24 protein-coding genes are annotated in these 26,309 nt (G+C 54.3%); 11 read left to right on the forward strand and 13 right to left on the reverse strand.

From position 1 onward, the window contains the following. Positions 1–111: 111 nt before the first annotated feature. A complete protein-coding gene (locus tag QVF11_RS12680) occupies positions 112–1,140 on the forward strand; it encodes a CorA family divalent cation transporter (RefSeq protein ID WP_142513935.1) in 1,029 nt (342 codons plus the stop codon). A gap of 50 nt (positions 1,141–1,190) precedes the next feature. Here QVF11_RS12680 and QVF11_RS12685 read toward each other — a convergent pair whose 3' ends face one another. From QVF11_RS12685 to manA, 3 genes are all read right to left on the reverse strand, one after another. After that, the gene (locus tag QVF11_RS12685; RefSeq protein WP_142513934.1) at positions 1,191–2,363 is read right to left on the reverse strand and encodes a MalY/PatB family protein; all 1,173 of its coding nucleotides are present in this window, start codon (positions 2,361–2,363) and stop codon (positions 1,191–1,193) included. A gap of 217 nt (positions 2,364–2,580) precedes the next feature. Further along, the gene (locus QVF11_RS12690; protein ID WP_112214374.1) at positions 2,581–4,140 is read right to left on the reverse strand and encodes a YdgA family protein; all 1,560 of its coding nucleotides are present in this window, start codon (positions 4,138–4,140) and stop codon (positions 2,581–2,583) included. Between the two features lie 101 nt (positions 4,141–4,241). Next, entirely contained in the window at positions 4,242–5,417 is a 1,176-nt protein-coding gene (gene manA, locus QVF11_RS12695) for a mannose-6-phosphate isomerase (protein WP_287857242.1), read from the reverse strand. Between the two features lie 197 nt (positions 5,418–5,614). Here manA and fumA point away from each other — a divergent pair, with 197 nt between their 5' ends. Together fumA and fumC are read left to right on the forward strand one after the other, a co-directional pair. Further along, positions 5,615–7,261, forward strand: coding sequence for a class I fumarate hydratase FumA (fumA, locus tag QVF11_RS12700; protein ID WP_287857244.1), 1,647 nt, complete (start codon positions 5,615–5,617; stop codon positions 7,259–7,261). A gap of 142 nt (positions 7,262–7,403) precedes the next feature. After that, positions 7,404–8,804, forward strand: coding sequence for a class II fumarate hydratase (fumC, locus tag QVF11_RS12705; protein ID WP_287857246.1), 1,401 nt, complete (start codon positions 7,404–7,406; stop codon positions 8,802–8,804). On the opposite strand, the gene tus is transcribed toward fumC, so the two are convergent. The 3 genes from tus to rstA form a co-directional block, all read right to left on the reverse strand. Next, positions 8,794–9,726, reverse strand: coding sequence for a DNA replication terminus site-binding protein (gene tus / locus QVF11_RS12710; RefSeq protein ID WP_287857248.1), 933 nt, complete (start codon positions 9,724–9,726; stop codon positions 8,794–8,796). The two genes, fumC and tus, sit on opposite strands and share 11 nt — an antisense overlap. Before the next feature lie 75 nt (positions 9,727–9,801). Next, positions 9,802–11,103 (reverse strand): two-component system sensor histidine kinase RstB, encoded by a 1,302-nt coding sequence (gene rstB, locus QVF11_RS12715; RefSeq protein ID WP_112214370.1) that lies wholly within the window; start codon positions 11,101–11,103, stop codon positions 9,802–9,804. A gap of 15 nt (positions 11,104–11,118) precedes the next feature. Then, positions 11,119–11,835, reverse strand: a complete 717-nt coding sequence (gene rstA / locus QVF11_RS12720; RefSeq protein ID WP_287857251.1) for a two-component system response regulator RstA — start codon at positions 11,833–11,835, stop codon at positions 11,119–11,121. Positions 11,836–11,962: 127 nt separating this feature from the next. Between rstA and QVF11_RS12725 the strand changes: the two genes are divergently transcribed. Further along, positions 11,963–12,298, forward strand: a complete 336-nt coding sequence (locus QVF11_RS12725) for a GlpM family protein (protein ID WP_004119621.1) — start codon at positions 11,963–11,965, stop codon at positions 12,296–12,298. Here QVF11_RS12725 and folM read toward each other — a convergent pair. The 3 genes from folM to ydgH form a co-directional block, all read right to left on the reverse strand. Next, positions 12,295–13,020 (reverse strand): dihydromonapterin reductase, encoded by a 726-nt coding sequence (gene folM / locus QVF11_RS12730; protein ID WP_287857253.1) that lies wholly within the window; start codon positions 13,018–13,020, stop codon positions 12,295–12,297. The genes QVF11_RS12725 and folM overlap by 4 nt on opposite strands. A 36-nt stretch (positions 13,021–13,056) precedes the next feature. Next, positions 13,057–14,439, reverse strand: a complete 1,383-nt coding sequence (locus QVF11_RS12735; RefSeq protein WP_287857255.1) for an amino acid permease — start codon at positions 14,437–14,439, stop codon at positions 13,057–13,059. Between the two features lie 179 nt (positions 14,440–14,618). Continuing rightward, entirely contained in the window at positions 14,619–15,569 is a 951-nt protein-coding gene (gene ydgH, locus QVF11_RS12740; RefSeq protein ID WP_112214366.1) for a DUF1471 family protein YdgH, read from the reverse strand. 521 nt (positions 15,570–16,090) lie between these two features. Between ydgH and pntA the strand changes: the two genes are divergently transcribed. The 3 genes from pntA (at position 16,091) to QVF11_RS12760 (ending at position 19,357) form a co-directional block, all read left to right on the forward strand. After that, complete coding sequence (gene pntA / locus QVF11_RS12750; RefSeq protein ID WP_112214365.1) at positions 16,091–17,620, forward strand: Re/Si-specific NAD(P)(+) transhydrogenase subunit alpha; 1,530 nt, start codon at positions 16,091–16,093, stop codon at positions 17,618–17,620. Between the two features lie 10 nt (positions 17,621–17,630). After that, positions 17,631–19,019: a Re/Si-specific NAD(P)(+) transhydrogenase subunit beta gene (gene pntB, locus QVF11_RS12755; RefSeq protein ID WP_112214364.1), complete on the forward strand. Its 1,389-nt coding sequence runs from the start codon at positions 17,631–17,633 to the stop codon at positions 19,017–19,019. A gap of 149 nt (positions 19,020–19,168) precedes the next feature. Beyond that, entirely contained in the window at positions 19,169–19,357 is a 189-nt protein-coding gene (locus QVF11_RS12760) for a YdiH family protein (RefSeq protein WP_112214363.1), read from the forward strand. 126 nt (positions 19,358–19,483) lie between these two features. Here QVF11_RS12760 and uspE read toward each other — a convergent pair whose 3' ends face one another. The 3 genes from uspE to ogt form a co-directional block, all read right to left on the reverse strand. After that, positions 19,484–20,434, reverse strand: coding sequence for a universal stress protein UspE (gene uspE, locus QVF11_RS12765; protein WP_112214362.1), 951 nt, complete (start codon positions 20,432–20,434; stop codon positions 19,484–19,486). A 139-nt stretch (positions 20,435–20,573) separates the two neighbouring features. Then, positions 20,574–21,326, reverse strand: coding sequence for a fumarate/nitrate reduction transcriptional regulator Fnr (gene fnr / locus QVF11_RS12770; RefSeq protein ID WP_004102577.1), 753 nt, complete (start codon positions 21,324–21,326; stop codon positions 20,574–20,576). A gap of 195 nt (positions 21,327–21,521) precedes the next feature. Continuing rightward, positions 21,522–22,037, reverse strand: coding sequence for a methylated-DNA--[protein]-cysteine S-methyltransferase (ogt, locus tag QVF11_RS12775; protein WP_287857259.1), 516 nt, complete (start codon positions 22,035–22,037; stop codon positions 21,522–21,524). Positions 22,038–22,203: 166 nt separating this feature from the next. Between ogt and smrA the strand changes: the two genes are divergently transcribed. After that, entirely contained in the window at positions 22,204–22,767 is a 564-nt protein-coding gene (smrA, locus tag QVF11_RS12780; RefSeq protein ID WP_112214360.1) for a DNA endonuclease SmrA, read from the forward strand. Here smrA and QVF11_RS12785 read toward each other — a convergent pair. Then, positions 22,764–23,570 (reverse strand): IclR family transcriptional regulator domain-containing protein, encoded by an 807-nt coding sequence (locus QVF11_RS12785; protein WP_110274033.1) that lies wholly within the window; start codon positions 23,568–23,570, stop codon positions 22,764–22,766. The two genes, smrA and QVF11_RS12785, sit on opposite strands and share 4 nt — an antisense overlap. Before the next feature lie 167 nt (positions 23,571–23,737). Between QVF11_RS12785 and QVF11_RS12790 the strand changes: the two genes are divergently transcribed. The 3 genes from QVF11_RS12790 to pcaF are packed head-to-tail and all read left to right on the forward strand — an operon-like array spanning position 23,738 to position 26,304. Then, complete coding sequence (locus tag QVF11_RS12790) at positions 23,738–24,424, forward strand: 3-oxoacid CoA-transferase subunit A (protein WP_287857262.1); 687 nt, start codon at positions 23,738–23,740, stop codon at positions 24,422–24,424. A 10-nt stretch (positions 24,425–24,434) separates the two neighbouring features. Next, a complete protein-coding gene (locus tag QVF11_RS12795) occupies positions 24,435–25,091 on the forward strand; it encodes a 3-oxoacid CoA-transferase subunit B (RefSeq protein ID WP_112214358.1) in 657 nt (218 codons plus the stop codon). Positions 25,092–25,101: 10 nt separating this feature from the next. Beyond that, the gene (gene pcaF / locus QVF11_RS12800) at positions 25,102–26,304 is read left to right on the forward strand and encodes a 3-oxoadipyl-CoA thiolase (RefSeq protein WP_287857335.1); all 1,203 of its coding nucleotides are present in this window, start codon (positions 25,102–25,104) and stop codon (positions 26,302–26,304) included. Positions 26,305–26,309: the final 5 nt, after the last annotated feature.

Genomic DNA, 26,309 nt, shown 5'->3' on the forward strand with positions numbered 1-26,309 from the left:
CTACGTGTACGCTCCGGTTGTTCCGTGCAGTCGGTGTCCAAACTGGCTACAACAATGGCGCCTACTGGGATAGGCTCTTAATTAGCGCTCACTGAGGATCCTGAGGGATATATGAGTCAAGACGTCACCAGTAAGATGTTAAAGCCTGATTTTGATATGGAAGTGTCCGGCTTAGTGCACGGATATGTCTTTCGTGAAGGGAGTTTACCCCTGCGGATCACCTCAAATGAGGTTTGCACCCAATATCAACAACTGGATAAGGAAAATGATTTTGTCTGGCTGCATCTGAATCTCAATCATGCAACCGCTGAGAAGTGGCTCAAAAGCCAGTTTGCCGTGGCGGACTTTTTCTTTGAAGAGATCCGTGGCGGTTCCCACACCACGCGGATTGAACGGCAGGGCGAAAATTTGTATGCTGTTCTGAACGATGTCATTTTTCACCCCAAGGATACTGGTTCAGAAACCTCGACGCTGTGGTTATATTGCAGCCAGAAGCTGGTGGTGACCGCCCGCTATAAGCCGCTCCGCTTTATTGAATGGATGCTCCCGCGCCTGCAAACCCTCAAAGTGAATTCATCGACCGAGCTGCTGGCTTTTTTGCTGGAAGAGCAAGAAGAAGTTCTCGAGCAGGTGGTTCGCCAGGCCAGCCAGCACGTGGATGTGATTGAAGAGCGCTTGCTAAGTAATCATGTCCAGCGTAATCGCGCCGATCTGGCGCGTCTGCGGCGAATGCTGCTGCGCTTTCAGCGTCTGTTAGCGCCAGAACCAGCGGCGATGTTCCGTTTACTTAACCGTCCTCCGGCGTGGATCGACCGCTCGGTGGTGCAGGAATTTCGCCAGTTCACCGAAGAGTTTACCGTGGTGCTGAACGATCTTTCTGGATTGATTGAGCGGATCAGCTTGCTTCAGGAGGAAATCAGTGCCAGACAGCTCGAACAAAGCAACCGTACGCTCTACACCCTGACGGTGATTACCGTGCTCGCGTTGCCAATTAATATCGTCGCTGGCTTTTTTGGTATGAACGTCGGTGGAATACCGCTATCGACCAACCATCACGGTTTTATTTGGCTGGTGGTGATTGTCGGCGTATTTACAATTGGAGCCGGATATTTGGCTTTTCGGCGGCGGGACGAACTTTAACGACAGCGGTAGCGGGTTGACCGCTACCGTTTTCGTAGTTTGAGGAGCGGTCAGCGCAGCGAGCGCAGGGCGGCAATCAGCCCCTGAACGCCTTTTTCTAGCTTCTCGCGAGGGCAACCCGCGTTCAGGCGGACAAAACCCTTTCCTTCATCACCGTAAGTGTAGCCAGGCATAATGGCCACTTTCTGCTCTTCAATTAACGCTTTTTGCAAAGCCTGATCATCAACGCCCAGCGGACGCAGGTCAATCCACGCCAGATAGGTTGCCTGCGGTGGCTGCCAGCTTAGCTCGGGGAAAGCGAGATTGAGTTCATGGGCGATGTAGCGTAGGTTTTCTTGTAGATACTTGCGCAGAGCGTCAAGCCAGGCTGCCCCTTCACGATAGGCGGCAACATGGGCGATTAGCGCCGGAACGGAAGGTGAAGAGAGACCGTCGCGGTTCTTGAGCGCCTGTAAATAGCTATCACGTGTGGTGCTATCGTCAATTAACCCGTATGCACCGGTAAAAGCCGGAATATTGAAGCTTTTTGATCCGGAAGTGAACAGCGCCCACGGGCCGCGAGCGACATCGCACCATGGGGTATGTTGATGTTCAGCCCACACCATATCCATATGGATCTCGTCGCTGATCACCTTCACGCCATGCTTTTCGCACAGTTGCGCCATGGTTTCCAGCTCTTCGCGGGTCCAGACTTTGCCGGTTGGGTTTTGGGGACTGCACAGCAGCAGGACTGTATTACGTGGTTGAGCCAGTATCTGCTCAAATTCGACCATATCACAACGCCATTGGCCGTTGTCGAGTTTTAGCGGAGCTGGGGCAATGCGCCGCTGGTTGCCTTCAATAGTCTTATAAAACGCGTCATAAGCTGGCGTATGCACCACGATACCATCGCCAGGCTCGGACCATTGGCGAATCATCTCCGCGACCATATAGATAACCGATGGCCCGTAAACAATGGCTCCGCGGTTGATTGGACTATGAAAACGGCTGGCGAACCAGTGGCTCACCGCGTTAAGGAATTCATCATTTTTCCAGCGGCTATAGCCAAAAACGCCGTGCGCCAGACGCTTGCTGACGGCATCCAGAATGCAGGGGGCGGTGGCAAAATCCATATCCGAGATAGTAAATGGTAGCAAGTCCGCGGTACCGAAGCGGTCGGCAACGTAATCCCATTGCGTACACCAGGTGCCGTGACGGTCAACCGGCGTTGAAAAATCAAACATCTGAACTTCCTTAATCAGAGTCTCCCTTCGGTAACGAAGGGGGAGCAGAACTTAAGCCTCAACGGCATTCATCAAATAGCCCTCTGGATTCGCTTTCAGAGCTGACGGAATCGCTGCAGCATTTTACGCTGATTTACCGGTGATGCAGGTGACGGATTTCTCAAATGTGACAGTGCCAGTAATGTGAAATAGCCCCTCGTAAGGGGCTATTTGTTGTTTACTGCTGCGGGGCTTCGGGTGGAACCACCTCTTGCGGAGTGGTTTCTTGCGGCAGGGTTTCTTGCGGTGCCGGTTCCGACACAGAAGGAAGCTCTAAACCAAACATGCTGGCAAACTCATCCAGCGGCATTTTCTGCCCGTTGAGCGTGACCTGACCGTCAGCGTACTGCAGGCTGGAGGTGATGGCGTTATCTTCCATGGTGGTGATGCGGAACATCTGGCCCATAGCCGCCAGGCCTTTCACCTGTTGGTCAGCCAGTTTGGCGGCGTCTGCGGGCTGATAGCCTTCAAGCCCGGCAATTTGGGTCATAAAGGCGGTTGCCATATCGACCGGGATCACCAGCTTGCCGTCGAGAGATTTGACGCTACGATCAACTTCATCCGCCAGGGTTTGCGGCGGTGTGGTAACCAGCGACGGATCTTTCAGCAGAACGGAAAGATTAAAGGTGGTTTCGCCTTTCGCATTACGCCAGCTCAGTGGCGAAATGGTCAGGGATGGGTTGCCTTTGAGCATAATTGGCAGCGAGCTAAAGAAGGTTTGCATTATCGCCTGCTGATACAGCTCGGGATTCTGCGCCAGCTGCGGATCCGCCATCAGCGCCTGCGCTTGCGAGTTATATTTTTGGCTAAACTCGTGGAAAGCCTGGCCATCAATATTATCCAGCTTCAGGGTCAGCCTGCCGCTACCAATATCCTGATTTTGCAGCTTCAGACTGTTGACGGTGTAATCCAGCTGGCTATTAATGCCTTTACCGTCGGCGGTGAGCGTAGAGTTACCGTCGATTTTCATCCCTTCGAACCGCGCCAGCTCTTTGCCTTCAACGCCAATCGACAGTTTTTCCAGCGAGATGGCCTGTTTGCCAATACGCTCGTTGAAGCTGGCCATTTCGGTGGAGCCATCGGTTTTCAGATTATTGAAGGTAAGCTGGACCTTCTGATTATACTCGTTTACTGCATTAATCTGCCCGCTGCCAGCTTCGCCGGTCAGGTTCAGGGTTTTCCCCTCACGGTCAGCATCCAGCTGGAACTGGCCGCCGCTGAAGGTCACTTTTTCATCACCTTTGGCGTAATCAAGTGGTTTGAGCACGATGGCGGATTGATTGTCGCCGCTATAGGCGATGCGGGTATCAATGGTGAACGGTGTTTCGCCTTTCGCGATATCGAACAGCGCCTTGCTGGCGTCGTTATTGACTAATGTAGTTTTGACGGAGGCCATTGATGGCGCAAGGTTAAAGGTTTTCAGTGAGGCCAGCGGGAAGGGGCCGTGATCGACGACTTCGTCAAAGACCAACGATTGTCCGGCAGCAAGCCAGCGGGTCTCTTTACCGGCAATCGGTTTAACCACCAGCTGTAAATGGCTGCTGAACAGACCGCGCTGGTAGTCCTGATACGTTAGCTCAACGCCCGCCTGCGGTGCGCTGCTTTGTAACCGAGCATTGGCCTGTTGCACCATATCGGCAATACGGCTCTCCAATTGCTTTCCGGTGTACCAGGAGCCGCCGGTCCAGACGACGCCCAACGCGATGATAACTCCTGCTGCGATCAGCGATTTTTTCATAGCATTTGTCCATAAATGAAACCAGGCGGATCGGGCCGCCTGGTTGTGTTGTCATGATGGGTGAAAGTCTAGCAACTGTGGCTAAAAAGTTCAGTAACTTACTAGAGCTTATTGAACACGCGCGCTACGCGACCGGTGCCGCTAACCTGTACTGGCGATTCGTTACAGGCGACAAACGCCGATTCACCCGCGGTCAGCGTCAGGCGCTGCTCGCCTTTAGTGATAACTGCTTCACCCTCAACGCAGAACAGAATCGCCGCGCTATCCTGGGCGATGGTTGAGGCCTGCGCAGACAGGTCGTGCAGAGAGAAGGCGAAATCATCGACCGGGATCGGGAAATCCAGTTCCGCGCCGTGGGTCACTGGCTGAGTCAGCAGCTCACCCGCAGGTTTGGCTGTAAATTTAACGTTAGCGACCAGCTCTGGAATATCAATGTACTTTGGCGTCAGGCCCGCGCGCAGAACGTTGTCCGAGTTAGCCATCACCTCCAGCGCCACGCCCTGCAGGTAGGCGTGCGGAGTTTCCGCAAACAGGAACATCGCCTCGCCTGGGTTCAGCTTCACTACGTTGAGCAGCAGCGGAGAGAAGAGGCCACTATCGTCAGGATAAAATTCGGCGATCAGGCGGATAGTCTGCCACGGTTCACCCTGCTCACTATCCAGCACCTTCTGCAGCACTTTCAACGCATGGGCTTTTTCTTCGCCCTTCATATTCAGCAGGCTGGCAAACAGCTGGCTCAGATGTTCGCCGTCCGGCTGCGCAAGAAATTGGGCAATGGCTGGATGGGCATCGGCTACCGGCTGCAGCAGATTGACGATATCGGCAAATTCGCGGAAGGCGTTCATGGCGAGGAACGGCGTCAGGGCAAAAACCAGCTCCGGCTTGTGGTTTGGATCTTTATAGTTACGCTCGGCGGCATCAAGCGGGATCCCGGCAGCGTTCTCTTTGGCGAAACCAATTTCGGAGGCTTGTTTGTTCGGATGAACCTGAATAGATAGCGGTTGTGCGGCACACAAGACTTTAAACAGGAACGGTAGCTCGCCGAAACGCTCTGCCACTTTTGCGCCGAGCAGGGCGGTTTTATCGCCTTCAATCACTTCACGCAGCGAGCGCGGAGTACCAGCGTTATCCAGAATCTGCGAGCTGCTCTTCGGATGCGCACCCATCCACAGTTCTGCCATCGGCAGGTTGTTCGGGTTGGCGATCCCATAAAGTTCGGTTAAGGCGGTATGACTTCCCCAGGCGTAGTTTTGCACTGAGTTGATGAGCTTTTGCATTCTCAATCCCTGTTTCCACTGAATAGTAATGGCTCTATTAAACCAGCAAACGCCCGATAAGCAACCGGCGCGAAGAAAAAGTCGTCCTGGTCTCAGTTTTTGTTAAGAAATTGTGTAAAATCGATCGACTCGCTTTTCTACGGGCAAATGGAGTGTCTGCCTGAAATATAATCAGCCAAGCAGTAAGTGAGAGCACAATGTCGAATAAACCGTTTGTATATCAGGATCCTTTTCCACTGAAAAAGGACGATACCGAGTATTACCTCCTCAGCAGTGATTACGTCTCCGTCGCCGAATTCGCCGGCCAGGAAGTTCTGAAAGTTGAACCTCAGGCGCTAACGCTACTGGCACAACACGCTTTCCACGACGCCTCCTTTATGCTTCGCCCGGCTCATCAGCAGCAGGTCGCCGATATCCTCAACGACCCTGAAGCCAGCGAAAACGATAAATACGTGGCGCTACAGTTCCTGCGCAACTCGGACATCGCCGCTAAAGGTGTGCTACCGACCTGCCAGGATACCGGCACCGCGATTATCACCGGCAAAAAAGGCCAGCGCGTGTGGACCGGTGGCGGCGATGAAGCGGCACTGGCGCAGGGCGTCTACAACACCTATATCCAGGATAACCTGCGCTATTCGCAGAACGCGCCGTTGGATATGTATAAAGAAGTGAACACCGGTACTAACCTGCCTGCGCAAATTGATCTCTACGCCACTGATGGTGAGGAGTATAAATTCCTCTGCATAGCAAAGGGCGGCGGTTCGGCCAACAAAACCTATCTGTATCAGGAAACTAAGGCGCTGATCACGCCGGCAAAACTAAAGAACTATCTCGTCGAGAAGATGCGTACCCTGGGAACCGCTGCCTGTCCACCGTACCATATTGCCTTTGTCATTGGCGGCACTTCGGCGGAATCAACGCTGAAAACCGTTAAGCTGGCCTCAACCAAGTACTACGATGGTCTGCCAACCGAAGGTAACGAGCATGGTCAGGCCTTCCGTGATATTCAACTGGAGCAAGAACTGCTGCTGGAAGCGCAGAACCTCGGCCTCGGCGCGCAGTTCGGTGGTAAATACTTCGCTCACGATATTCGCGTCGTACGTCTGCCGCGCCACGGTGCATCCTGCCCGGTGGGTATGGGGGTTTCCTGCTCGGCAGATCGCAATATCAAAGCGAAGATCAACCGCGAAGGGATCTGGCTGGAGAAACTGGAGAGCAACCCGGGTAAATATATTCCGGAGCATCTGCGTCAGGCCGGTGAGGGCAAAGCGGTTAAGGTCAACCTTAACCAGCCGATGAGCGACATACTGGCGCTACTGTCGCAGTATCCGGTGTCGACCCGCCTGTCGCTGAGCGGTACCATTATCGTGGCGCGCGATATCGCCCACGCGAAGCTGAAAGAGATTCTCGATAACGGCGATGAGCTGCCGCAGTACGTGAAAGATCATCCGATTTACTACGCGGGCCCGGCGAAAACCCCGGACGGCTACGCTTCCGGTTCCCTTGGACCAACCACCGCTGGCCGCATGGACTCTTACGTTGACTTGCTGCAAGCGCACGGTGCAAGCAAGATCATGCTGGCGAAAGGTAACCGTAGCCAGCAGGTCACCGACGCCTGCCATAAGCACGGCGGTTTCTATCTAGGCAGCATCGGCGGCCCGGCGGCGGTGCTCGCGCAGCAGAGCATCCGTAGCCTGGAGTGCGTGGCCTACCCGGAACTGGGGATGGAAGCTATCTGGAAAATTGAAGTTGAAGACTTCCCGGCGTTTATCCTGGTGGATGACAAAGGCAATGACTTCTTCCAGCAGATCCAGAGTTCGCAATGCACTCGCTGTGTGAAATGATCTCAGCCGCCCCTCGGGGCGGTTTTTTTATGCCCTTTAGCGGCACATTCCACTAAAACAACTTATAAATCTGACCAATACTTAACGCTTTAAGCAAGAGAGCTTTGTCGCTATTACACACTTTGAATTCAAGGAGAAAGTAATGACAACGCATCGCAGTGAAAAAGACTCAATGGGCGCGATTGACGTGCCCGCAGAAAAACTATGGGGCGCGCAAACCCAGCGCTCGCTGGAACATTTCCGCATCTCGACGGAAAAAATGCCGGGCGAGCTTATCTATGCGCTGGCGCTGACCAAGCGCGCGGCGGCGAAAGTGAACCACGACCTCGGCCTGCTGGCGTCAGAGAAAGCTGATGCCATTATTCGGGCCGCTGATGAAGTGCTGGCGGGCAAGCATCCCGACGAGTTTCCGCTAGCCATCTGGCAAACCGGTTCCGGTACCCAGAGTAATATGAATATGAACGAGGTGCTGGCTAACCGTGCCAGTGAACTGCTCGGCGGCGTGCGAGGGATGGAGCGTAAAGTTCACCCTAACGATGACGTCAATAAAAGCCAAAGTTCCAACGACGTTTTCCCGACGGCGATGCACGTGGCGGCGGTTATTGCCCTACGCGTAAAGCTGATCCCCCAGCTTAATGTGCTGAAAAAGACTCTCCACGATAAATCCGTTGCCTTCAACGATATCGTCAAAATTGGCCGTACTCATCTACAGGACGCCACGCCGCTGACCCTTGGCCAGGAGATTTCAGGCTGGGTCGCGATGCTTGAACACAGCCTCAAACACATCGACTACGGCCTGCCGCATCTGACGGAACTGGCGCTGGGCGGGACTGCGGTCGGGACAGGTCTGAACACGCATCCGGAATATGCGGTGCGGGTCGCGGCGGAGTTGGCGAGCATCAGCGGTCAACCGTTTGTTACCGCGCCGAATAAATTTGAAGCGCTGGCGACCGTTGATGCGCTGGTGCATGCTCATGGGGCGCTAAAAGGTCTGGCCGCCTCGCTGATGAAAATCGCCAACGATGTGCGTTGGCTGGCATCCGGTCCTCGCTGCGGAATTGGGGAAATCTCCATTCCGGAAAATGAACCGGGATCGTCGATTATGCCAGGTAAGGTCAACCCGACTCAGTGCGAAGCCCTGACCATGCTGTGCTGTCAGGTGATGGGTAACGATGTGGCGGTGAATATCGGCGGCGCGTCGGGTAACTTCGAGCTTAACGTTTATCGCCCGATGGTTGTCCACAACTTCCTGCAATCCGTGCGCCTGCTGGCCGACGGCATAGAGAGCTTTAATGAACACTGTGCGGTAGGGATCGAGCCTGAGCGCGAGCGCATCAGTCAGTTACTCAATGAGTCGCTGATGCTGGTGACAGCGCTCAACACCCATATCGGCTATGACAAGGCGGCGGAAATCGCTAAAAAAGCGCATAAAGAGGGGCTCACCCTGAAAGCTTCCGCGCTGGCGCTCGGCTACCTGACAGAAGCTGAGTTCGATAGCTGGGTGCGCCCTGAAGAAATGGTCGGCAGCATGGCTACTCGCTAGCCAGCCACAGGTGCAGCCTCGGGATCAATAACCTGAGCGACTGTGCCTGCGGTTTATAGCGGTACTGCACGTTATCGGCATCATAGTTCAGCAATTCCCCCAGGTCCGGCACGCTCACGCCTTTGGTGCCGGATATCAGCGTAATCAGCGGCCCGGGGCAGGCGTATTGCACCTGCTTTTGCTCCCCGGTATACCAGACCCGGGCGATGGGCTGCACCTTCACCGGCCGTTTGATTTTAAGTTTTGCCCGCTGCGGCAGGGCGGCAATAGCCTGATACTCCCGTTCCAGCTTGCTTTGCCACTGTTCGCGAGTCCAAGGTGGAACCGCGCGCGGCGATTGCAGGCTTTTCTCCAGTTGCACCAGCACCTGATCGCGGGTCAGGTTTTTAATCACATGCTTATTAGCCCAGCCGAAACGGATGGTGCTCGGATCACGCAATGGTGTCAGCGTGCGGTAGGCGCTGAGGGTAATCAGGCCTGGAAGATGGCGGTGGACCCACTCGAAGCGCGCGGCGCTGGGGAGTCCTGAATCAATGGTGACAATCTTCTCGAAGGTCGCTTTGAGGGCATTGATATGGGTGATTTGGCGCAATAATTCGGCCTGCTCGTCGATATCAGTCTGCAGACAAATCGCCCCTGGCAAACGCACGGCAGCCTTACTGCTGCGACTTTCCGACTGCTGCTGGATAAACAAGTGGCTATAGTGGCTGAGCGCCATCTCCAGCGCAGTTTTGCCGGTATGTTGAACCACATTGATCGCGTCCAACGGCTGGTGTTCGGCATTTTTGCTCACCGGCGGTAACTCAAATACCCGGGCAGCCAGCAGGCGGCAAGCACTCAAGGACTGCCGCAGTGCCAGGAGTTCTCGCTCCAACTGACGAAAGGTGTCATTCAAACGGTCAACAAGGTCATAGCTAGCCATATTTTCCACCTTAGTTACAACATACTAGATGTTTTTTTAACTATACGCAGGCCTCGGCATCTGCGCAAGGGCTAATCAGGTAGAGGTAAAATCAGGCAACTGGTGGTAGATAGGCCAGCTAAAACAGAAACTTGCCCCGCCCAATGGACTGGCGCCGCAATGAACCTCTCCGGCCATCGCCTGGGCGATACTGTGCACGATAGCCAGGCCGAGACCGCAGCCGCCGGTGGCGCGGTCACGGCTGGGGTCGAGGCGGACAAATGGCTCAAAAACCCGCTCCCTTTCATCTGGCGCAATTCCCGGCCCATCGTCTTCTACCCACAACGTCGCACGCGAGCCTTCTAGCGTTAGGCTCACTTGAATCCGCTGGTGACTGTAGCGCAGGGCATTGTTGACCAGATTATCCAGCACGCGTTCCATCAGGCGCATATCCAGCGCGCCATAATTTCCGGGGATGACCTTGCTCAGCGTCACCTCACGCTGTGGGTTAACCATCTGAATGTCTTCAATGTGAGCGCTGATCCACGCCGGGAAGTTGGGCGTGGTGAGCTTCAGTTCGTTTTGCGGGCGGTCAAGACGGGCGTAGGTCAACAGCTCCTCAATCAAGGCTTCCAGTTGGCCAATATCGCGATTTAGTGCCAGCGATTCCGCTTCAGTCAGATTCTCGCTCATCTCCAGGCGATAGCGCAGACGAACCAGCGGTGTGCGCAGTTCATGAGCGATACCGTCGATCAACTGTTTCTTGCTGGCAATGAGCGCATTGATGTTATCGGCCATCTGGTTAAACGCCACGCCCAGACGCTCAAAGCTGGACATGCTGTCAAAATGAATCCGCTCGGTCAGATGTCCTTCACCAAAGCGCTGGGCAGCAGTCTCGATACGCAGCATGTCCTGCCAGTGGGGGCGCATCCAAATAAAGACCGGGAAGGCCAATGAGATAGCGATAAAAGCCATCAGCGCGATATCCAGTAGCCGCATCTCGTGAAGAAAATAGAGATAGGGCACCGGGCCAACAGAAAGGACATAGTGGCTGCGCGGAATTCGCTGAATAAAGGTGTACTGATCGTCAAGGGCAACAATATCCCCGGCGCGCAGATGCTGCATCGAATTTTCCGAGAGCTTAAATTTGCTGATCGGTTCGATATGCAGGTCGAAGGAAAGATTCAGGTCCAGTTCTTTGAGAGTTTTACTCCAGTCGCGGGGCGGGATCTCCCGCAGCTCGCTACGCATCAGATACAGCGAGCTTTTCATCAGGTCGTCCAGCGACTGACGGCCTGCGCGCTCGGCGGTGAATTTATACACCAGACCGACCATCATGGTCATCACCAGGAAACAGACGAACAGCAGCAGGTAAAACTGCACAAACAGCTTCTTCATAGCCAGACCCGTAAATTAATTATCCCAGGCGTGCGGGGCGAACAGATAGCCTTTATTGCGCACCGTCTTGATGCGATACGGTTCTGTCGCGTTATCGAGTAGTTTTTTGCGCAACCGCGAGATAGCGACATCAACGCTGCGGTCCATTCCGTCGTAGGTCACGCCGCGCAGGTTTTTCAGCAGAGCGTCGCGGTCCATAATTTGTCCAGCATGGGTTGCCAGCTCCCACAGTAGATCGAAGTCTGCTGTGGACAGTGCGATGCTTTCGCCGCTGAGCATCACCTGGCGATTAACCGGGTCGATGCTCAGGGACCCAAACGTGATGGCTTTATGCGGTGTGAGCGAAGAAGGCACTCCGCTTGCTGGCGTGGTGATGTGCTGACGCAGATGCAGGCGCAAACGAGCCAACAGTACGGCGGGTGGAGTGGTTTTCAGAATATAATCGCTGGCACCCATTTCGAGCGATAAAATATGGTTCATATCGCTGTCAAGAGAGGTTAGCAGCACGATTGGGCCCTGCCACTGGCCGCGTAAATCCCGGCACAGCGTCATGCCGTCTTTACCGGGTAACATGATATCCAGCAGCACCAGATCCGGTTTTTCTCGAGCGATGACTTCTTCCGCCCGGTCTCCACGCGGCTCCACGATGACATCCATATCGTGTTTTCCCAGATAAGCGGCGATGAGCGCACCAACTTCCGGCTCATCCTCAACATAAACGATTTTATTCATATTTTATGCGTATATGTAAAAGGGCTAACATACACTGCGATTAATTTACCTGCCATTACTCTTTTATAAACAAATGTTCTTCCGTTATGCTGCGGGTACTTGTTGTTTAAATGTTAAGGCAAAAGGAATGGGGTTGTTGATTAAAGCGCTGCTCGGGGCGCTGGTGGTTGTCCTGATCGGCGTACTGTCCAAAACGAAAAATTACTATATCGCCGGGTTAATTCCACTCTTTCCTACCTTCGCGCTGATTGCACACTATATCGTCGCCAGCGAACGGGGCATTGAAGCGCTGCGGACTACCATTGTGTTCGGCATGTGGTCAATCATTCCGTACTTTATCTATCTGCTTTCGCTGTGGTATTTCACCGGGGTGATGCGCCTGCCGTTTGCTCTGGCAGGCGCTGTCGTGTGCTGGAGTCTTTGCGCGTGGCTGTTAATTATCGGCTGGAGCCGCTTTCACTAACGCAGATGACGGCCGCCGTCGACGGCGAATGAGCGGCCAGTCACATAGCTACTACTGAATAGATATTCGATAAGGTCGATAATCTCTTTTTCGCCCGGGGCAATTTTCATCAGCGATTTGTCCAGCGCCTGTCGACGGTACTCTGCATCGTCGCCTTCATTAAACAGGATAAGCGATGGGGCAATGGCGTTGACTTTAATTTCCGGTGCCAGCTTGCGGGCAAACGAGCGGCTCATATTATCCAGCGCGGCCTTACTGGCGGCGTAGGCAATATGTTTATCGCTGCCGCGTTCCACGACGTAATCGGTGATGTGAATAATATCGCTGGCAGCATGGCCGTGACCGCTCAGCAGGCTTTCCAGCGCATGGTTAAGCAGGTAGGGCGCGTTGACGTGAATTTGCATCATGCTGGCAAGCACCGTGGTTAACGCAATTCCCGGCTTTTCCGCCATCCAGCCGCTGGCGTTATGAATGATGGCTCGCAGACCGCTGCTGGCGTGCGCTTTTACCTCTTCAGCGAAAGCCAGAATGTTTTCGTCGGTACTGAAATCCGCATGCAAACAGATGGCCCCGGCTTCACGCAGAGCATCGATAGCCGGATAGTACGTGCGGTAGCTGATGATAACGGGCTGTTGTTGTGTCAAAAAATGGTGGGCCAGGGCGAGGCCAATACGACGACCTCCGCCTGTTATCAGAATCGGGCGAGGCTGGATTTCAGCCATGGGTATCTCCTTTGAGTTCAGCGGCAGGGCAACCGCTTACCCCACCAGCATCCACGTTGCCGGTACGGCGGCAACCAGCAAAAAACCAATTAATGCCAATTCACGGCGTTTGAGCGAGCGATCGTGCTGGTGTGTACGACGGGCATACAGGAAAACCAGAAGACCCGGGGCGTAAAGTATCACCGACATCAGCAAATGCACAGGGCCGGACGCATATAATAACCATAAGCCATAAATGCAGGCTCCGACACCCACAGCCTTATGCAGCGGGCGGACCGCAATCTTCAGCAGAAACGCGCCAACGAGAAAATAGGGGACCAGAATCATCTCGGAAGCGATAGTCAGTAGCGTGTTGTAATCCGATCCGGTGAGCCAGATCAACACCAGTGAAACCTGCACGCTAATATTGGTGAGCCACAACGAAGCCGACGGTGCGTTATTTTTATTCTGCCGGGCGAAGAGGCGCGGAAACGCTTTATGTGTTGCCGCCAGAAAAGGGACTTCCGCGGCCATTATTGTCCAGCTCAGATACGCCCCGCAAACCGAGATAATCAGCCCCGCGGCGATAACAATCTCGCCCCATGACCCCATCATTCTGACCATCAGCCCGGCCATTGAGGGATTACGAATTTCCGCCAGTTCAGCGCGCGGAACCACGCCCAAAGAGAGCAGCGTCACCAGCAAATACACTGCCAGTGCTGACAGCACCGCCAGCAGCGTGGCGCGTCCTACGTCCTGTTTATTGCGAGCGCGGGCGGAAACCACTACCGCGCCTTCAACGCCGATAAACACCCACAAGGTGATCAGCATGGTGTTTTTCACCTGCTCCCACACCGGTACACCTAGCGCCAGACCGCTAAAATCGAGCCGGAAAGTCTCCAGGCGAAACGCGATGGCGGCCAACGCGACAAACGCGCCCAACGGCAATAGCTTAGCGAGCGTTGCGGCCAGGTTGATGCCCGCCGCCGTTTGCACTCCGCGCAGGACCAGGAAATGCACGATCCACAGCAGTGCGGAAGCCCCCACGATAGACTGCCAGGTGTTGCCATCGCCAAACAGGCGCAGTTCCGGAGTATCGGTAAAGAAACTCAGCGCTGAGAAAACGATAACCAGATAGGAGACATTAGCGATAACCGCGCACAGCCAGTAGCCCCATGCAGAACAGAAGCCAATTAGCTCACCAAAACCTTCGCGAGCGTAGGTAAAAATGCCGCCGTCGAGTTCGGGGCGAATTCGGGTCAGCAGCAACATGGCGAAGGCAAGAAACAGAATTCCCACACCGGTAATCGCCCAGCCGATAAGCAGAGCGGAAGGGCTGGCGACGGCCGCCATGTTCTGCGGCAAACTGAATACACCTGCACCCAGCATCGAGCTGAGTACCAACGCGGTCAGGGCGCTAAGGCCCAGTTTCTTATCCATTGCATTCCCGAGGTGATAACCATAAAGCTAAGAATATTTATTTTGCGAAATCGCATAAAAATGGAGGATTGCGCTAAGGCGCGGGATTTTACGGAGTGTTTTGTATGCATGCAATGGAGAGAAATGAAAAAAAACAAAAAGGCGACAAAGTGTCGCCTTTTTATTCAGTTGGGGAACTGTTATTTGTACAGGTCGGCGCTGATGGTGATGTTGCCACCACGTTCCTGCCACTGACGGGTTATGTGATAGTACTTCGCGCCTTTCTTCGCTGCGCGTTTTGCCGTCTGGTAAGAGATTTCAGTCATGTTACCGTAGTTGCCGGTGAACTTGATGCTGTCATAAGGAACCATCTGTGCGGCGGTGATTTTGTTCACTTCTTCAACTTTAGTGCCATCCGGCAGCGTGACAGTGTAACGCCCGCCTTTAGAGGATTGCGTTTCAAAGAAGCGACCTACGCCAGTACCTGAACCCACGGCTGCGGTGGTAGCAACGCCTGGAATTTCAACTTTTTTGGCCGCGTCGCCGCCTTCGGCCAGCGCTGCGCGACCGGCTTCGGAATCAGCCGGGATCGCGTCTGGGCTTTGCAGGACGCGTTTTTTGGCATCCGCTTTATAGACGTAAGCGGTAATGCGCTGGTTGCCGCCCTGGTTAGCATCAACCTGGCGCACGATAAAGAATGAGGCTGCGCCTTTGGCTTTCGCCGCTTTGGTGATAGCGTCGTTGACTTCCGGCTGGCTGCGGTAGAAGCCCTGGACGGTGACGGTATCAAACGGTTCCAGCTCAACGGCCTGGTCTTTAGGCAATTCCATGACGCCGTTGATAATGCGATTTTTTGGCGCATCGGCCTGCGGGGCGTTTTCTTTATAGAAATCTGCCGTTACGCGCAAATTGCCGCCGCTGCCAAAATCAGACGTGTCGACAACATAAAAGGAAGCTGCGCCTTCTTTGTCCGCTTTACGGGAAACCGCCTGCACCGCGTCGCCGATGGCGTTAAAACGGCCGGTGACCACTACGCGGTCGTAGGGCTTCAGCGCTGCCGCCTGCTCTGGAGTCAGCTCGGTCGCTGCATGCGCAGACAACGCGGTCGTAGCCAGAAGAGCAGACGCCAGGAGTGAGTTCTTAAGCTTCATAAAAATAATCCTTTGCCTTGCGCAAACCATGTACTGGTATTGTTGTTGACTGAAAACGTTTGATTATTGCATTTATCGTAAGTGACTGTCTGCGTCAATTTTCAGTTGTCGCCCGAAACGTATAGTGCAGAAATATAACATTTTTCGATATGTGGAAAAAACAGCCGCTTGACCAGCAAAATCGATAATCCATATCGCTTTCATAAGTTAACGTAATGTTAATGTGATGTTCCGGATGGTAATAAATGGCGAATTAACCCATCATCCAGGCGAATTATCAGGTGTTGGCGTGAAAATGAGGTAAATATTGCTGCCTGACACGGTTAGCCGTGAGTTTTACCAATAAAATCAAAATTTCTGTTTTATCGCTGTAGATCACAGTCGGTATTTTCAGTAGGTTATAAAAAGTTTGTTACTGTTTCATTTTTTCAGACATATGTCAGGTCGCGCTTTCTTTCGCCACCGGACGGTCGTTTGTGAGAAAAGTAAACCATCATCAAAAACCGATGGAAGGGAAAACTATGCGTATTGGTGTACCAAAAGAGAGACTAGCCCAGGAAACCCGGGCAGCCGCCACGCCGAAAACGGTGGAGCAACTGCTGAAACTCGGGTTTAACGTCGCGGTAGAAAGCGGCGCCGGTAAACTGGCCAGTTTCGACGACGAGGCTTTTGTTGAGGCCGGGGCAGAGATTGTTAGTGGTAATGACGTGTGGCAGTCAGATGTCATTCTGAAAGTTAACGCGCCGGATGACGATGAGATCCCGTTGCTTAACCCCGGCACGACGCTGATCAGTTTCATCTGGCCTGCGCAAAACCCGCAGCTGATGGAAAAACTGGCGGCGCGTAACATTAACGTGATGGCAATGGACTCGGTGCCGCGTATTTCCCGCGCCCAGTCGCTGGATGCGTTAAGTTCAATGGCTAACATCGCCGGTTATCGTGCGATTGTCGAAGCCGCTCACCAGTTTGGTCGCTTCTTTACCGGGCAGATCACCGCCGCCGGTAAAGTTCCTCCCGCCAAGGTGATGGTTATCGGGGCAGGGGTTGCGGGCCTGGCGGCCATTGGTGCTGCAAACAGTCTCGGCGCGATCGTCCGCGCGTTCGATACCCGTCCGGAAGTTAAAGAACAGGTGCAGAGTATGGGCGCCGAGTTCCTGGAACTGGATTTTAAAGAGGAAGCGGGCAGCGGCGATGGCTATGCCAAAGTCATGTCTGAAGCCTTTATCAAAGCTGAGATGGCGTTGTTTGCCGCCCAGGCGAAAGACGTTGATATCATCGTGACCACGGCGCTGATTCCGGGCAAACCCGCACCGAAGCTGATTACCCGCGAAATGGTTGACTCCATGAAACCTGGCAGCGTGGTGGTCGATTTGGCGTCGCAAAACGGCGGAAACTGTGAATACACCGTATCGGGTCAAGTGGTAACGACCGCTAACGGCGTGAAGATCATCGGCTATACCGACCTGCCGGGCCGTTTACCGACTCAGTCCTCACAGCTGTACGGCACCAACCTCGTCAACCTGCTTAAACTGCTCTGTAAAGAGAAAGACGGCAATGTCGTTATCGATTTTGATGATGTCGTTATCCGCGGCGTTACCGTGGTTCGCGAGGGTGAAGTCACCTGGCCCGCACCGCCCATTCAGGTTTCTGCTCAACCGCAGGCGGCAGCGAAGAAGGTTGAAGCACCAAAAGCTGAGGCGAAACCGAGCTCACCGTTGCGCAAGTACGCGTTGATGGCGCTGGCGATTATCCTTTTTGGCTGGCTGGCAAGCGTGGCGCCGAAAGAGTTCCTGGGCCACTTTACCGTTTTTGCGCTCTCCTGCGTGGTGGGTTACTACGTCGTGTGGAACGTTTCTCATGCGCTGCACACGCCGCTGATGTCGGTGACAAATGCTATTTCAGGCATCATCGTCGTCGGAGCATTACTACAGATAGGCCACGGCGGCTGGGTTAGCTTCCTGAGCTTTATCGCGGTGCTGATCGCCAGCATTAATATTTTTGGTGGTTTCACCGTCACTCAGCGCATGCTGAAAATGTTCCGCAAAGGATAAGGGGTAACAAATGTCTGGTGGATTAGTTACAGCTGCATACATTGTTGCCGCGATCCTGTTTATTTTTAGCCTGGCAGGCCTGTCTAAACACGAAACCTCTCAGCAGGGCAACTACTACGGTGTTGCCGGGATGGCGATTGCGCTGGTGGCGACCATTTTGGGGCCGGACAGCAGCAACGTCGCGTGGATCCTGCTGGCGATGGTTATCGGTGGCGCCATTGGTATTCGTCTGGCGAAGAAAGTTGAAATGACCGAAATGCCGGAGCTGGTAGCGATTCTGCACAGCTTCGTAGGTCTGGCGGCGGTGCTGGTAGGCTTTAACAGCTATCTGCAGCATGAAACCGGCATGGAACAAATTCTGGTCAATATTCATCTGACCGAAGTGTTCCTCGGCATCTTCATCGGTGCGGTGACCTTTACCGGTTCCGTTGTCGCGTTCGGCAAACTGTGCGGCAAGATGTCCTCCAAACCGCTGATGCTGCCGAATCGCCACAAGCTGAACCTGGCGGCGCTGGTGGTTTCTTTCCTGCTGCTGGTGGTGTTTGTTCGTACCGACAGCGTAGGCATGCAGGTTCTGTGCCTGCTGGTGATGACCGTTATCGCGCTGGCATTTGGCTGGCACCTGGTGGCCTCTATCGGCGGTGCAGATATGCCGGTCGTGGTTTCAATGCTGAATTCCTACTCCGGTTGGGCGGCAGCGGCGGCGGGCTTTATGCTCAGCAACGACCTGCTGATTGTGACCGGTGCGCTGGTCGGTTCTTCCGGTGCGATTCTGTCTTACATCATGTGTAAGGCGATGAACCGTTCGTTCTTCAGCGTGATCGCAGGTGGTTTCGGTACCGATGGTACGGCTGCCAGTGGTGATGAAGAAGTGGGCGAACATCGCGAAATCAGTGCTGAAGAAACGGCAGAAATGCTGAAAGAGTCGCACTCGGTGATCATCACCCCAGGCTACGGCATGGCGGTAGCGCAGGCACAGTATCCGGTAGCGGAAATCACTGAGAGACTGCGCGCGCGCGGTATCAAAGTGCGCTTTGGTATTCACCCGGTTGCCGGGCGTTTGCCAGGTCACATGAACGTGCTGCTGGCTGAAGCGAAAGTGCCTTACGACGTGGTGCTGGAGATGGATGAAATCAATGATGACTTCTCCGATACCGACACCGTGCTGGTTATCGGCGCGAACGACACCGTTAACCCGGCCGCGCTGGACGATCCAAACAGCCCGATCGCCGGTATGCCGGTGCTGGAAGTGTGGAAAGCGCAGAATGTGATTGTCTTTAAACGTTCGATGAACACCGGCTACGCTGGCGTACAGAACCCGCTATTCTTTAAAGAAAACACCCACATGCTGTTTGGTGATGCCAAAGCCAGCGTCGATGCAATTCTCAAATCTTTGTAATGTAAAGCGTTTAATTTAAAACGTTTACTTCTTAAGCCGTCTCTTCTGAGACGGCTTTTTCATATGCATGACGAAGCCATTAATTGCTCATAAAATAGTCAGTCCGCAGTGTTATACTCAGTTCGTTTTCCCACCAAACTGAGGATATTATGGATACCGAGTTAACCCCCACGCAATTGGCCATCGAATTTCTGCGTCGTGACCCCGCCGTTTTAACCCCTGCGCAGTACCTGAAAAAGCTAAAACTGCTGGAGCTGGAGTTTGCCGACTTAATGGCGCTCTCATCCATGGAGCTTAAAGAAGAGATCGATCACGCCTGGCGTTTAGGTATCCACTAACGTTTCGTTACCGACATTTGCTGTTGATGACAGGGGCCATAAAGGGCCCTTTATTTTTGTCTTGAACATAAAAAATCCCCCGCGCAGGCAGGGGATAGTTTTTATTACAGTCTATTTAAGCGCTGGCTAATCGTCTTCGTCGTCATCCAGTTCAACCGGCGTCTGGTACTGATCCGGTTTCAATGCCAACAGGTCGCAGCGCAGGTGATCGATAACCTGTTCGGCTGTATTGCCGAGGAAGGCCGCCGATAACCCGGTACGCCCGATGGTACCCAGCACCACAATCCCCGCCTGCAGATGTTCAGACAGGTCGGGAATCACCTCTTCAGGTAGACCTTTCTCAACGTGGGTACGGCTTTCATCAATGCTGAATTTCTGGCGTAACGCTTTCATCGCCAGCAGATGCTGACCGCGAATGGCGTCGTTATAGATACTGGGGTCAAAATCAGGCAGTTCAATCGCGATATTGATTGGCGTTACCGGATAAGCACCCACCAGATGGACCTCGGTATGGTTAACCTGTTCCGCCAGTTCAATCGTTTCTCTTACCAGCTTCTCATTGAGCGCGTTGTGGTAATTCTCTTCGCTGGCGAGGTTGACCGCCACCAGCGCTTTACCGCCTTCCGGCCATGGCTGATCTTTGACCATCCACACCGGACATGGACATTTGCGCAGCAGATGCCAGTCTGTCGGGGTGAAAATGACCGCTTCCAGCCGGTCGTGCTGGTGCGCCATCTTCAGGACTAAATCATGCTTATCGCTGATGATTTCCTGAATAATGGCCTCAAAGGGACGGTTGTGCCACACCACTTTGATGTCGATGGGAACACCGGAATCAATATAAAATTTGGCCTGCTCGCGGATCCAGGCGCTACGCTGGCTGATAACGCCCTGGCGCATGGCCGTGCGTTCATCAGGGGATAGCAGGGTGGTCATCTCATAGGAAAAATCATAGATCGGCAAAAAGGCTTTGATGCGTCCACCAATCCTTTGGTGCAGATACACCGCACGCCGCAATGCAGGCTGGTCGTCCTGATTGGGGTCAATTACTACCAGCATGTTCTGATACTTTGCCATACAGGGTCTCCTTACAACTGTAACCACAGTTCGTAATTAAAAAGATAACCTATATGGATGAAATGAAACAGGGGATGTGCCTGGCCAGATCAACAAATTAGAAAAAAATTCGCAATCTGGCCCAGTAACAGAAGAGTTATCAGGCGACGTTGCGGGCCTGACCGGCAAGTTGTGCCAGCAGGTCGCTATTTTCGATGGTGATATATTTGCCTTTGACCGCCAGCATACCGCTTTTCTGGAAACGCCCCAGCAGGCGGCTAATGGTTTCCACCGTCAGACCCAGATAGTTACCGATATCGCCACGGGTCATGGTCAGACGGAACTCACGTGGGGAGAAACCACGTTGAGCGAAGCGACGGGAGAGATTATATATAAAGGCCGCCAGGCGCTCTTCTGCGTTCTTTTTGGAAAGCAACAGGATCATGTCCTGATCGCCTTTGATCTCGCCGCTCATCAGACGCATCATCTGCTGGCGCAGATTCGGCATTTTGCCGGAAAGATCGTCCAGGGTTTCGAAAGGAATTTCGCAGACCATTGAGGTTTCCAGCGCCTGAGCAAAGCTCGGGTGGTGGCCGGTGCCGATGGCGTCAAAACCCACCAGATCGCCCGCCAGGTGAAAACCGGTAATTTGCTCATCACCCTGTTCAGTGATGGTGTAACTCTTGATTGTGCCAGAACGAATTGCATACAGCGATTTCAGCTCATCACCGGCTTTGAACAAGGTCTGTCCTTTCTGGATAGGCTTTTTCCGCTCGATGATGTTATCAAGCTGATCAAGCTCATGCTCGTTCAGAGTAAAAGGGATGCAAAGCTGGCTGATGCTGCAATCCTGGCAATGGATTGCACAACCGCCAGACTGAATGCGTCGTATAATTCGCTTTTCCGGGATCATAAGTCTGCTCAGGCGTTTAATTGATATTGGTCAATTTTAACATCTTTTTGGTGAGCAGGTAAGCCTCGAACCTCTGAAACACGTAATATTAAGAGGGTAAATCAATTATCCCTCTTATCTGCTTGATTACGAATGAGTTGTCGGAACGTATGGGATTGTAAAATTCCCGGAAGATTCCAGAAAAGGCACATACGGTCAAAGAAGCAAATACCCCTCGTGGCGCAATAACCACTCTTTTCGTTGTACGCCGCCAGCGTATCCGGTCATGGTGCCGTTGCGCCCGATAACGCGATGGCAGGGCACCACAATACTGACTGGGTTAGATCCGTTCGCGGCACCGACCGCGCGCGCAGCGCCTGGCCGACCCAGCGTTTCCGCGAGCTGGCCATAGTGCATGACCTGACCGCAGGGTATGGTGCGCAGCGCTTTCCAGACTTCACGTTGAAACGGCGTGCCTGCGGTAGCGGTAGGAAGGGTGTCGATAATGCTCAAATCGCCTGCAAAATAGTCGGCGAGCTTACGGCTTAAATCACCCGGATTTACGGCGGCAACGCACTGGTAACCTTCGTGGCGATAGTGCACATCCAGCAGTTGCTCCATGCGATCGCTATGCTCTTCCCACTCCACGGCGCGTAGTTGATATTGCTCGTCGCAAATAATCCACAGCGGCCCCATTGGGGTATCGATTTTGTCCTGCAGCAGCGTCAGCATCGTTATTCCTCTTCCCTTGTATGAGGCCAACAAGATACCACGTGGCCCGCGCGGGCAACTATACCTCCAAAAGATAAACATCTCTGGCGGTAAAACAACGTAAACGGATTGAGGGCGCAGTGCGTCGCCGCTATAGTAATCCCCGGTAGTAGCTGGAGGAACGCGCATGAATCTTGACGACAAATCCCTATTTCTTGGCGCTATGGAGGACGTACAGCCTCTGAAGCGCAATAACGACGTTCACTGGCATCCCGAGCGTAACGCTCGCCCCGTACAACGGGTAGACACCCTGCAGCTTGATAACTGTCTCACCACCGGCTATCTCGATATTGTGCCGCTAGCCACCGCGCTGGAGTTTAAGCGCGAAGGGCTGCAATCCGGGGTGCTGGATAAACTGCGACGCGGCAAATACAGCCAGCAGGCGAGCCTGAATCTACTGCGTCAGCCGGTTGAACAGTGCCGACAACTGCTGTTCGCCTTTGTGATTCAGGCGCAGAAGGAGGGGCTGCGCAATTTGCTGATCGTTCATGGCAAAGGGCGCGATGATAATGCTCATGCCAATATCATTCGTAGTTACCTGGCGCGCTGGCTGGTGGAACTGCCGGAGGTTCAGGCCTTTTGTACCGCGTTAGGGCACCACGGCGGCAGCGGCGCGTGCTACGTCGCTCTGCGCAAATCTGCCGAGGCAAAACAGGAAAACTGGGAGCGCCACGCTAAACGCAGCCGCTAGCGCATCAGTAACGTCAGCTCCCGGGCCGCTTTTTGCAGCTCGGGCAAAACTCTTTCCAGCATCTCACGCGTTGAAACCTGCCCGGCATGAACGCCGACGTTAAGCGCCGCCTGAATTTGCCCCTGCGGGTTAAACAGTGGCACCGCCAGCGAGCGTAGCCCCATTTCCAGCTCCTGATCGTTAAGCGCGTAGCCTTGTTGATGAACGCGTTTAAGTTCAGCACGCAGTTTCGCTACCGAATCGACGGTTTGCGGGGTATAGCGAATCATCGTCACCCGACCCAGCATATCGTTGAGCTTCTCTTCCGGCTGGTGGCTCAATAGCACACGGCCCATTGAGGTCGCCCAGGCGGGCAAGCGGCTGCCAATATCCAAATCGATGGTCATAATTCGCGAGCTGGATGCGCGGGCGATATAGAGAATGTCGTCGCCATCAAGTGTCGCGATAGAGCAGGACTCATTAAGCATTTCGCTTAAATGCTTCAGTACCGGCTGCGCCGAACGCGCCAGCGGCGTGGAGGCCAGCCAGGCGTGCCCCAGAGCCAGAATCCTCGGGCGCAGCTGGAAATTTTTGCCATCCTCGGCGTAAACAAAGCCTAATTTGCTCAGGGTATACAGGCAGCGACGCACCGCCGCACGCGGAATACCGGTCTTCTGGCTGATTTGCGAGATGGACAGCAGTGGGCGCTGTGGGGTGAAGGCCTGAATCACTTCCAGCCCGCGCGCCAACGAAGCCATAAAGTTCGGATCGCCCTTAAACGGATCGCTATCGCCCGTCAGTAAATCGTCTGGATGTTTCTCCATTTTCGTCTCCGTATTTGCCATCGATCACATTCTTTCGCTAAAGATATACGATGTTCGATTATCGCACCATATTTCGATTATCGCCCTTGACCAGCATCGTTAAGCGGGTCACATTTTGTGCGAACAACGAATAAAAGTGCGATTACCGCACATACAGGAGCGACCTGATGATTGATAAAAGCGTGTCGACGCTAAGTGATGCCATCGTTGGGATCCACGACGGGGCGACCATTATGATTGGCGGTTTTGGCCCCGCCGGTCAGCCGACGTACCTGATAGATGCTCTGATAGAACAGGGGGCTCGTGATTTAACCATCATTAACAATAACGCGGGTAACGGCGAAGTGGGCCTCGCGGCGTTACTGAAAGCCGGGCGGGTGCGCAAGATGATTTGCTCGTTCCCGCGCCAGGTGGATTCACAGATTTTTGACGATCTCTATCGCCGCGGCAAAGTGGAGCTGCAGCTGGTGCCGCAGGGAAATCTGGCGGCACGCATTCAGGCGGCAGGCGCGGGTCTCGGTGCGGTATTTACTCCTACGGGTTACGGTACGCCGTTGGCGGAGGGTAAAGAGACCCGCGAGATCGACGGCCGTCATTACGTTCTTGAATATCCCATCAAAGCAGATTTCGCGTTGATTAAAGCCCATCAGGGCGATCGCTGGGGCAACCTGGTTTATCGCAAAGCGGCGCGCAACTTCGGCCCGATCATGGCGACCGCCGCTCAAACCACCATTGTGGAAGTCTCGCAACTGGTCGCCCTGGGTGAGCTCGATCCGGAAAGCGTTATTACGCCGGGCATTTTTGTCCAGCGCGTCTATTCCCTGGAAAACCTGATTGCTGCCAAAAGCGCCTGAGGAACCCATTATGCAAAAACTGACTCGCGATGAGATGGCCCAGCGCGTGGCCCGCGATATACCCGAAGGTGCTTACGTCAACCTGGGGATCGGTTTACCGACCCGTATTGCTAACTATCTTCCGGCGGATAAAGAAGTGTTCCTGCACAGCGAAAACGGCTTGCTTGGGATGGGGCCGAAACCGCAGCCGGGGGAAGAGGACTCAGAGTTGATTAACGCCGGGAAAGAGTATGTGACCCTGCTTCAGGGCGGTTGTTATTTCCACCATGGTGACTCCTTCGCCATGATGCGCGGAGGCCACCTGGATATCTGCGTCCTTGGAGCCTATCAGGTCTCCGCCCGCGGCGATCTGGCGAACTGGAGCACCGGGGCGCCCGATGCCATTCCCGCCGTCGGTGGCGCGATGGATCTGGCTATCGGCGCGCGTCAGGTCTTCGTGATGATGGATCACCTGACTCGCGATGGCGAATGCAAACTGGTCGAACACTGCACCTATCCGCTGACCGGCGTTGGCTGCGTCAGCCGCATCTATACCGATCTGGCGGTGATCGATATCAGTGAGAACGGCCCGGTGGTGCGGGAAATCTTTAACGGCCTCTCTTTTGAAGAACTGCAGCGCATCACTCCGGTGACGCTGACTTTCGAGCAACTGGCGGAAAGCGCGTAAGGAACCTATGATGAATCAGGCATTTATCTGCGATGCAGTGCGTACGCCGTTCGGTCGTTTTGGTGGTACGCTGGCGACAATGCGCGCTGACGATCTGGCGGCGCTGCCGCTAAAAGCGCTGCTGGAACGTAACCCAGGCCTTGATCCAGCGCGTATTGATGATGTGATTTATGGCTGCGCTAACCAGGCTGGCGAAGATAACCGCAACGTCGCCCGTATGGCGCTGCTGCTGGCCGGACTGCCGGAAAGCGTGCCGGGCAGCACCGTCAACCGCCTGTGTGGTTCCAGCCTTGATGCGATCGGCATCGCAGCGCGTGCGATTAAAAGCGGCGAAACTCAACTGATGATTGCCGGTGGTGTGGAAAGCATGTCGCGCGCGCCGTTTGTGATGGGTAAGGCGGAAATCGCCTTTAGCCGCACAATGAAGATGGAAGATACCACTATTGGCTGGCGCTTTATCAACTCGCAGATGAAAGCGCTGTATGGCGTTGATTCAATGCCGGAAACTGCCGAAAACGTGGCGGGTGATTTTGCCGTTTCGCGTGCAGATCAGGATGCATTTGCGCTGCGTAGCCAACTGCGCACCGCGGCGGCGCAAGAGGCTGGGCGCTTTGCCGACGAGCTGATCGCCGTTTCGGTCCCGCAGCGAAAGGGTGAAGCGCTGCTATTTACCCAGGATGAACACCCGCGCAGCACTAGCGCAGAGGTGCTGGCGAAACTACGCGGCGTGGTCCGTGCTGACGGCACGGTCACGGCGGGTAACGCCTCCGGGGTTAACGACGGTGCCTGCGCGCTATTGCTCGCCAGCGAGCAGGCGCTTACGGCGAATGATTTGCAACCGCTAGCCCGGGTGGTCGGCGTGGCGACGGCGGGGGTTGCGCCGCGCATTATGGGATTTGGCCCGGCACCGGCGGTGCGCAAGGTTCTGGCGCAAACCGGCCTGACCCTTGGACAAATGGACGTCATTGAGCTGAATGAAGCTTTCGCCGCCCAGGCGCTGGCGGTGACGCGCGATCTGGGGTTGCCTGACGATGCCGCGCACGTAAACTCGAACGGCGGCGCGATTGCGCTGGGCCATCCGCTGGGGGCCTCAGGTGGGCGTCTGGCGATGACTGCGGCGTATCAGCTGCGGCGGACTGGCGGGCGCTATGCGTTGTGCACTATGTGTATCGGCGTCGGTCAGGGGATCGCGCTGATTATTGAACGCGTTTAAGGAGC

It is taken from the genome of Klebsiella sp., assembly GCF_027492335.1.
In the GTDB taxonomy this organism is placed as follows: Bacteria; Pseudomonadota; Gammaproteobacteria; order Enterobacterales; family Enterobacteriaceae; genus Klebsiella; species Klebsiella huaxiensis.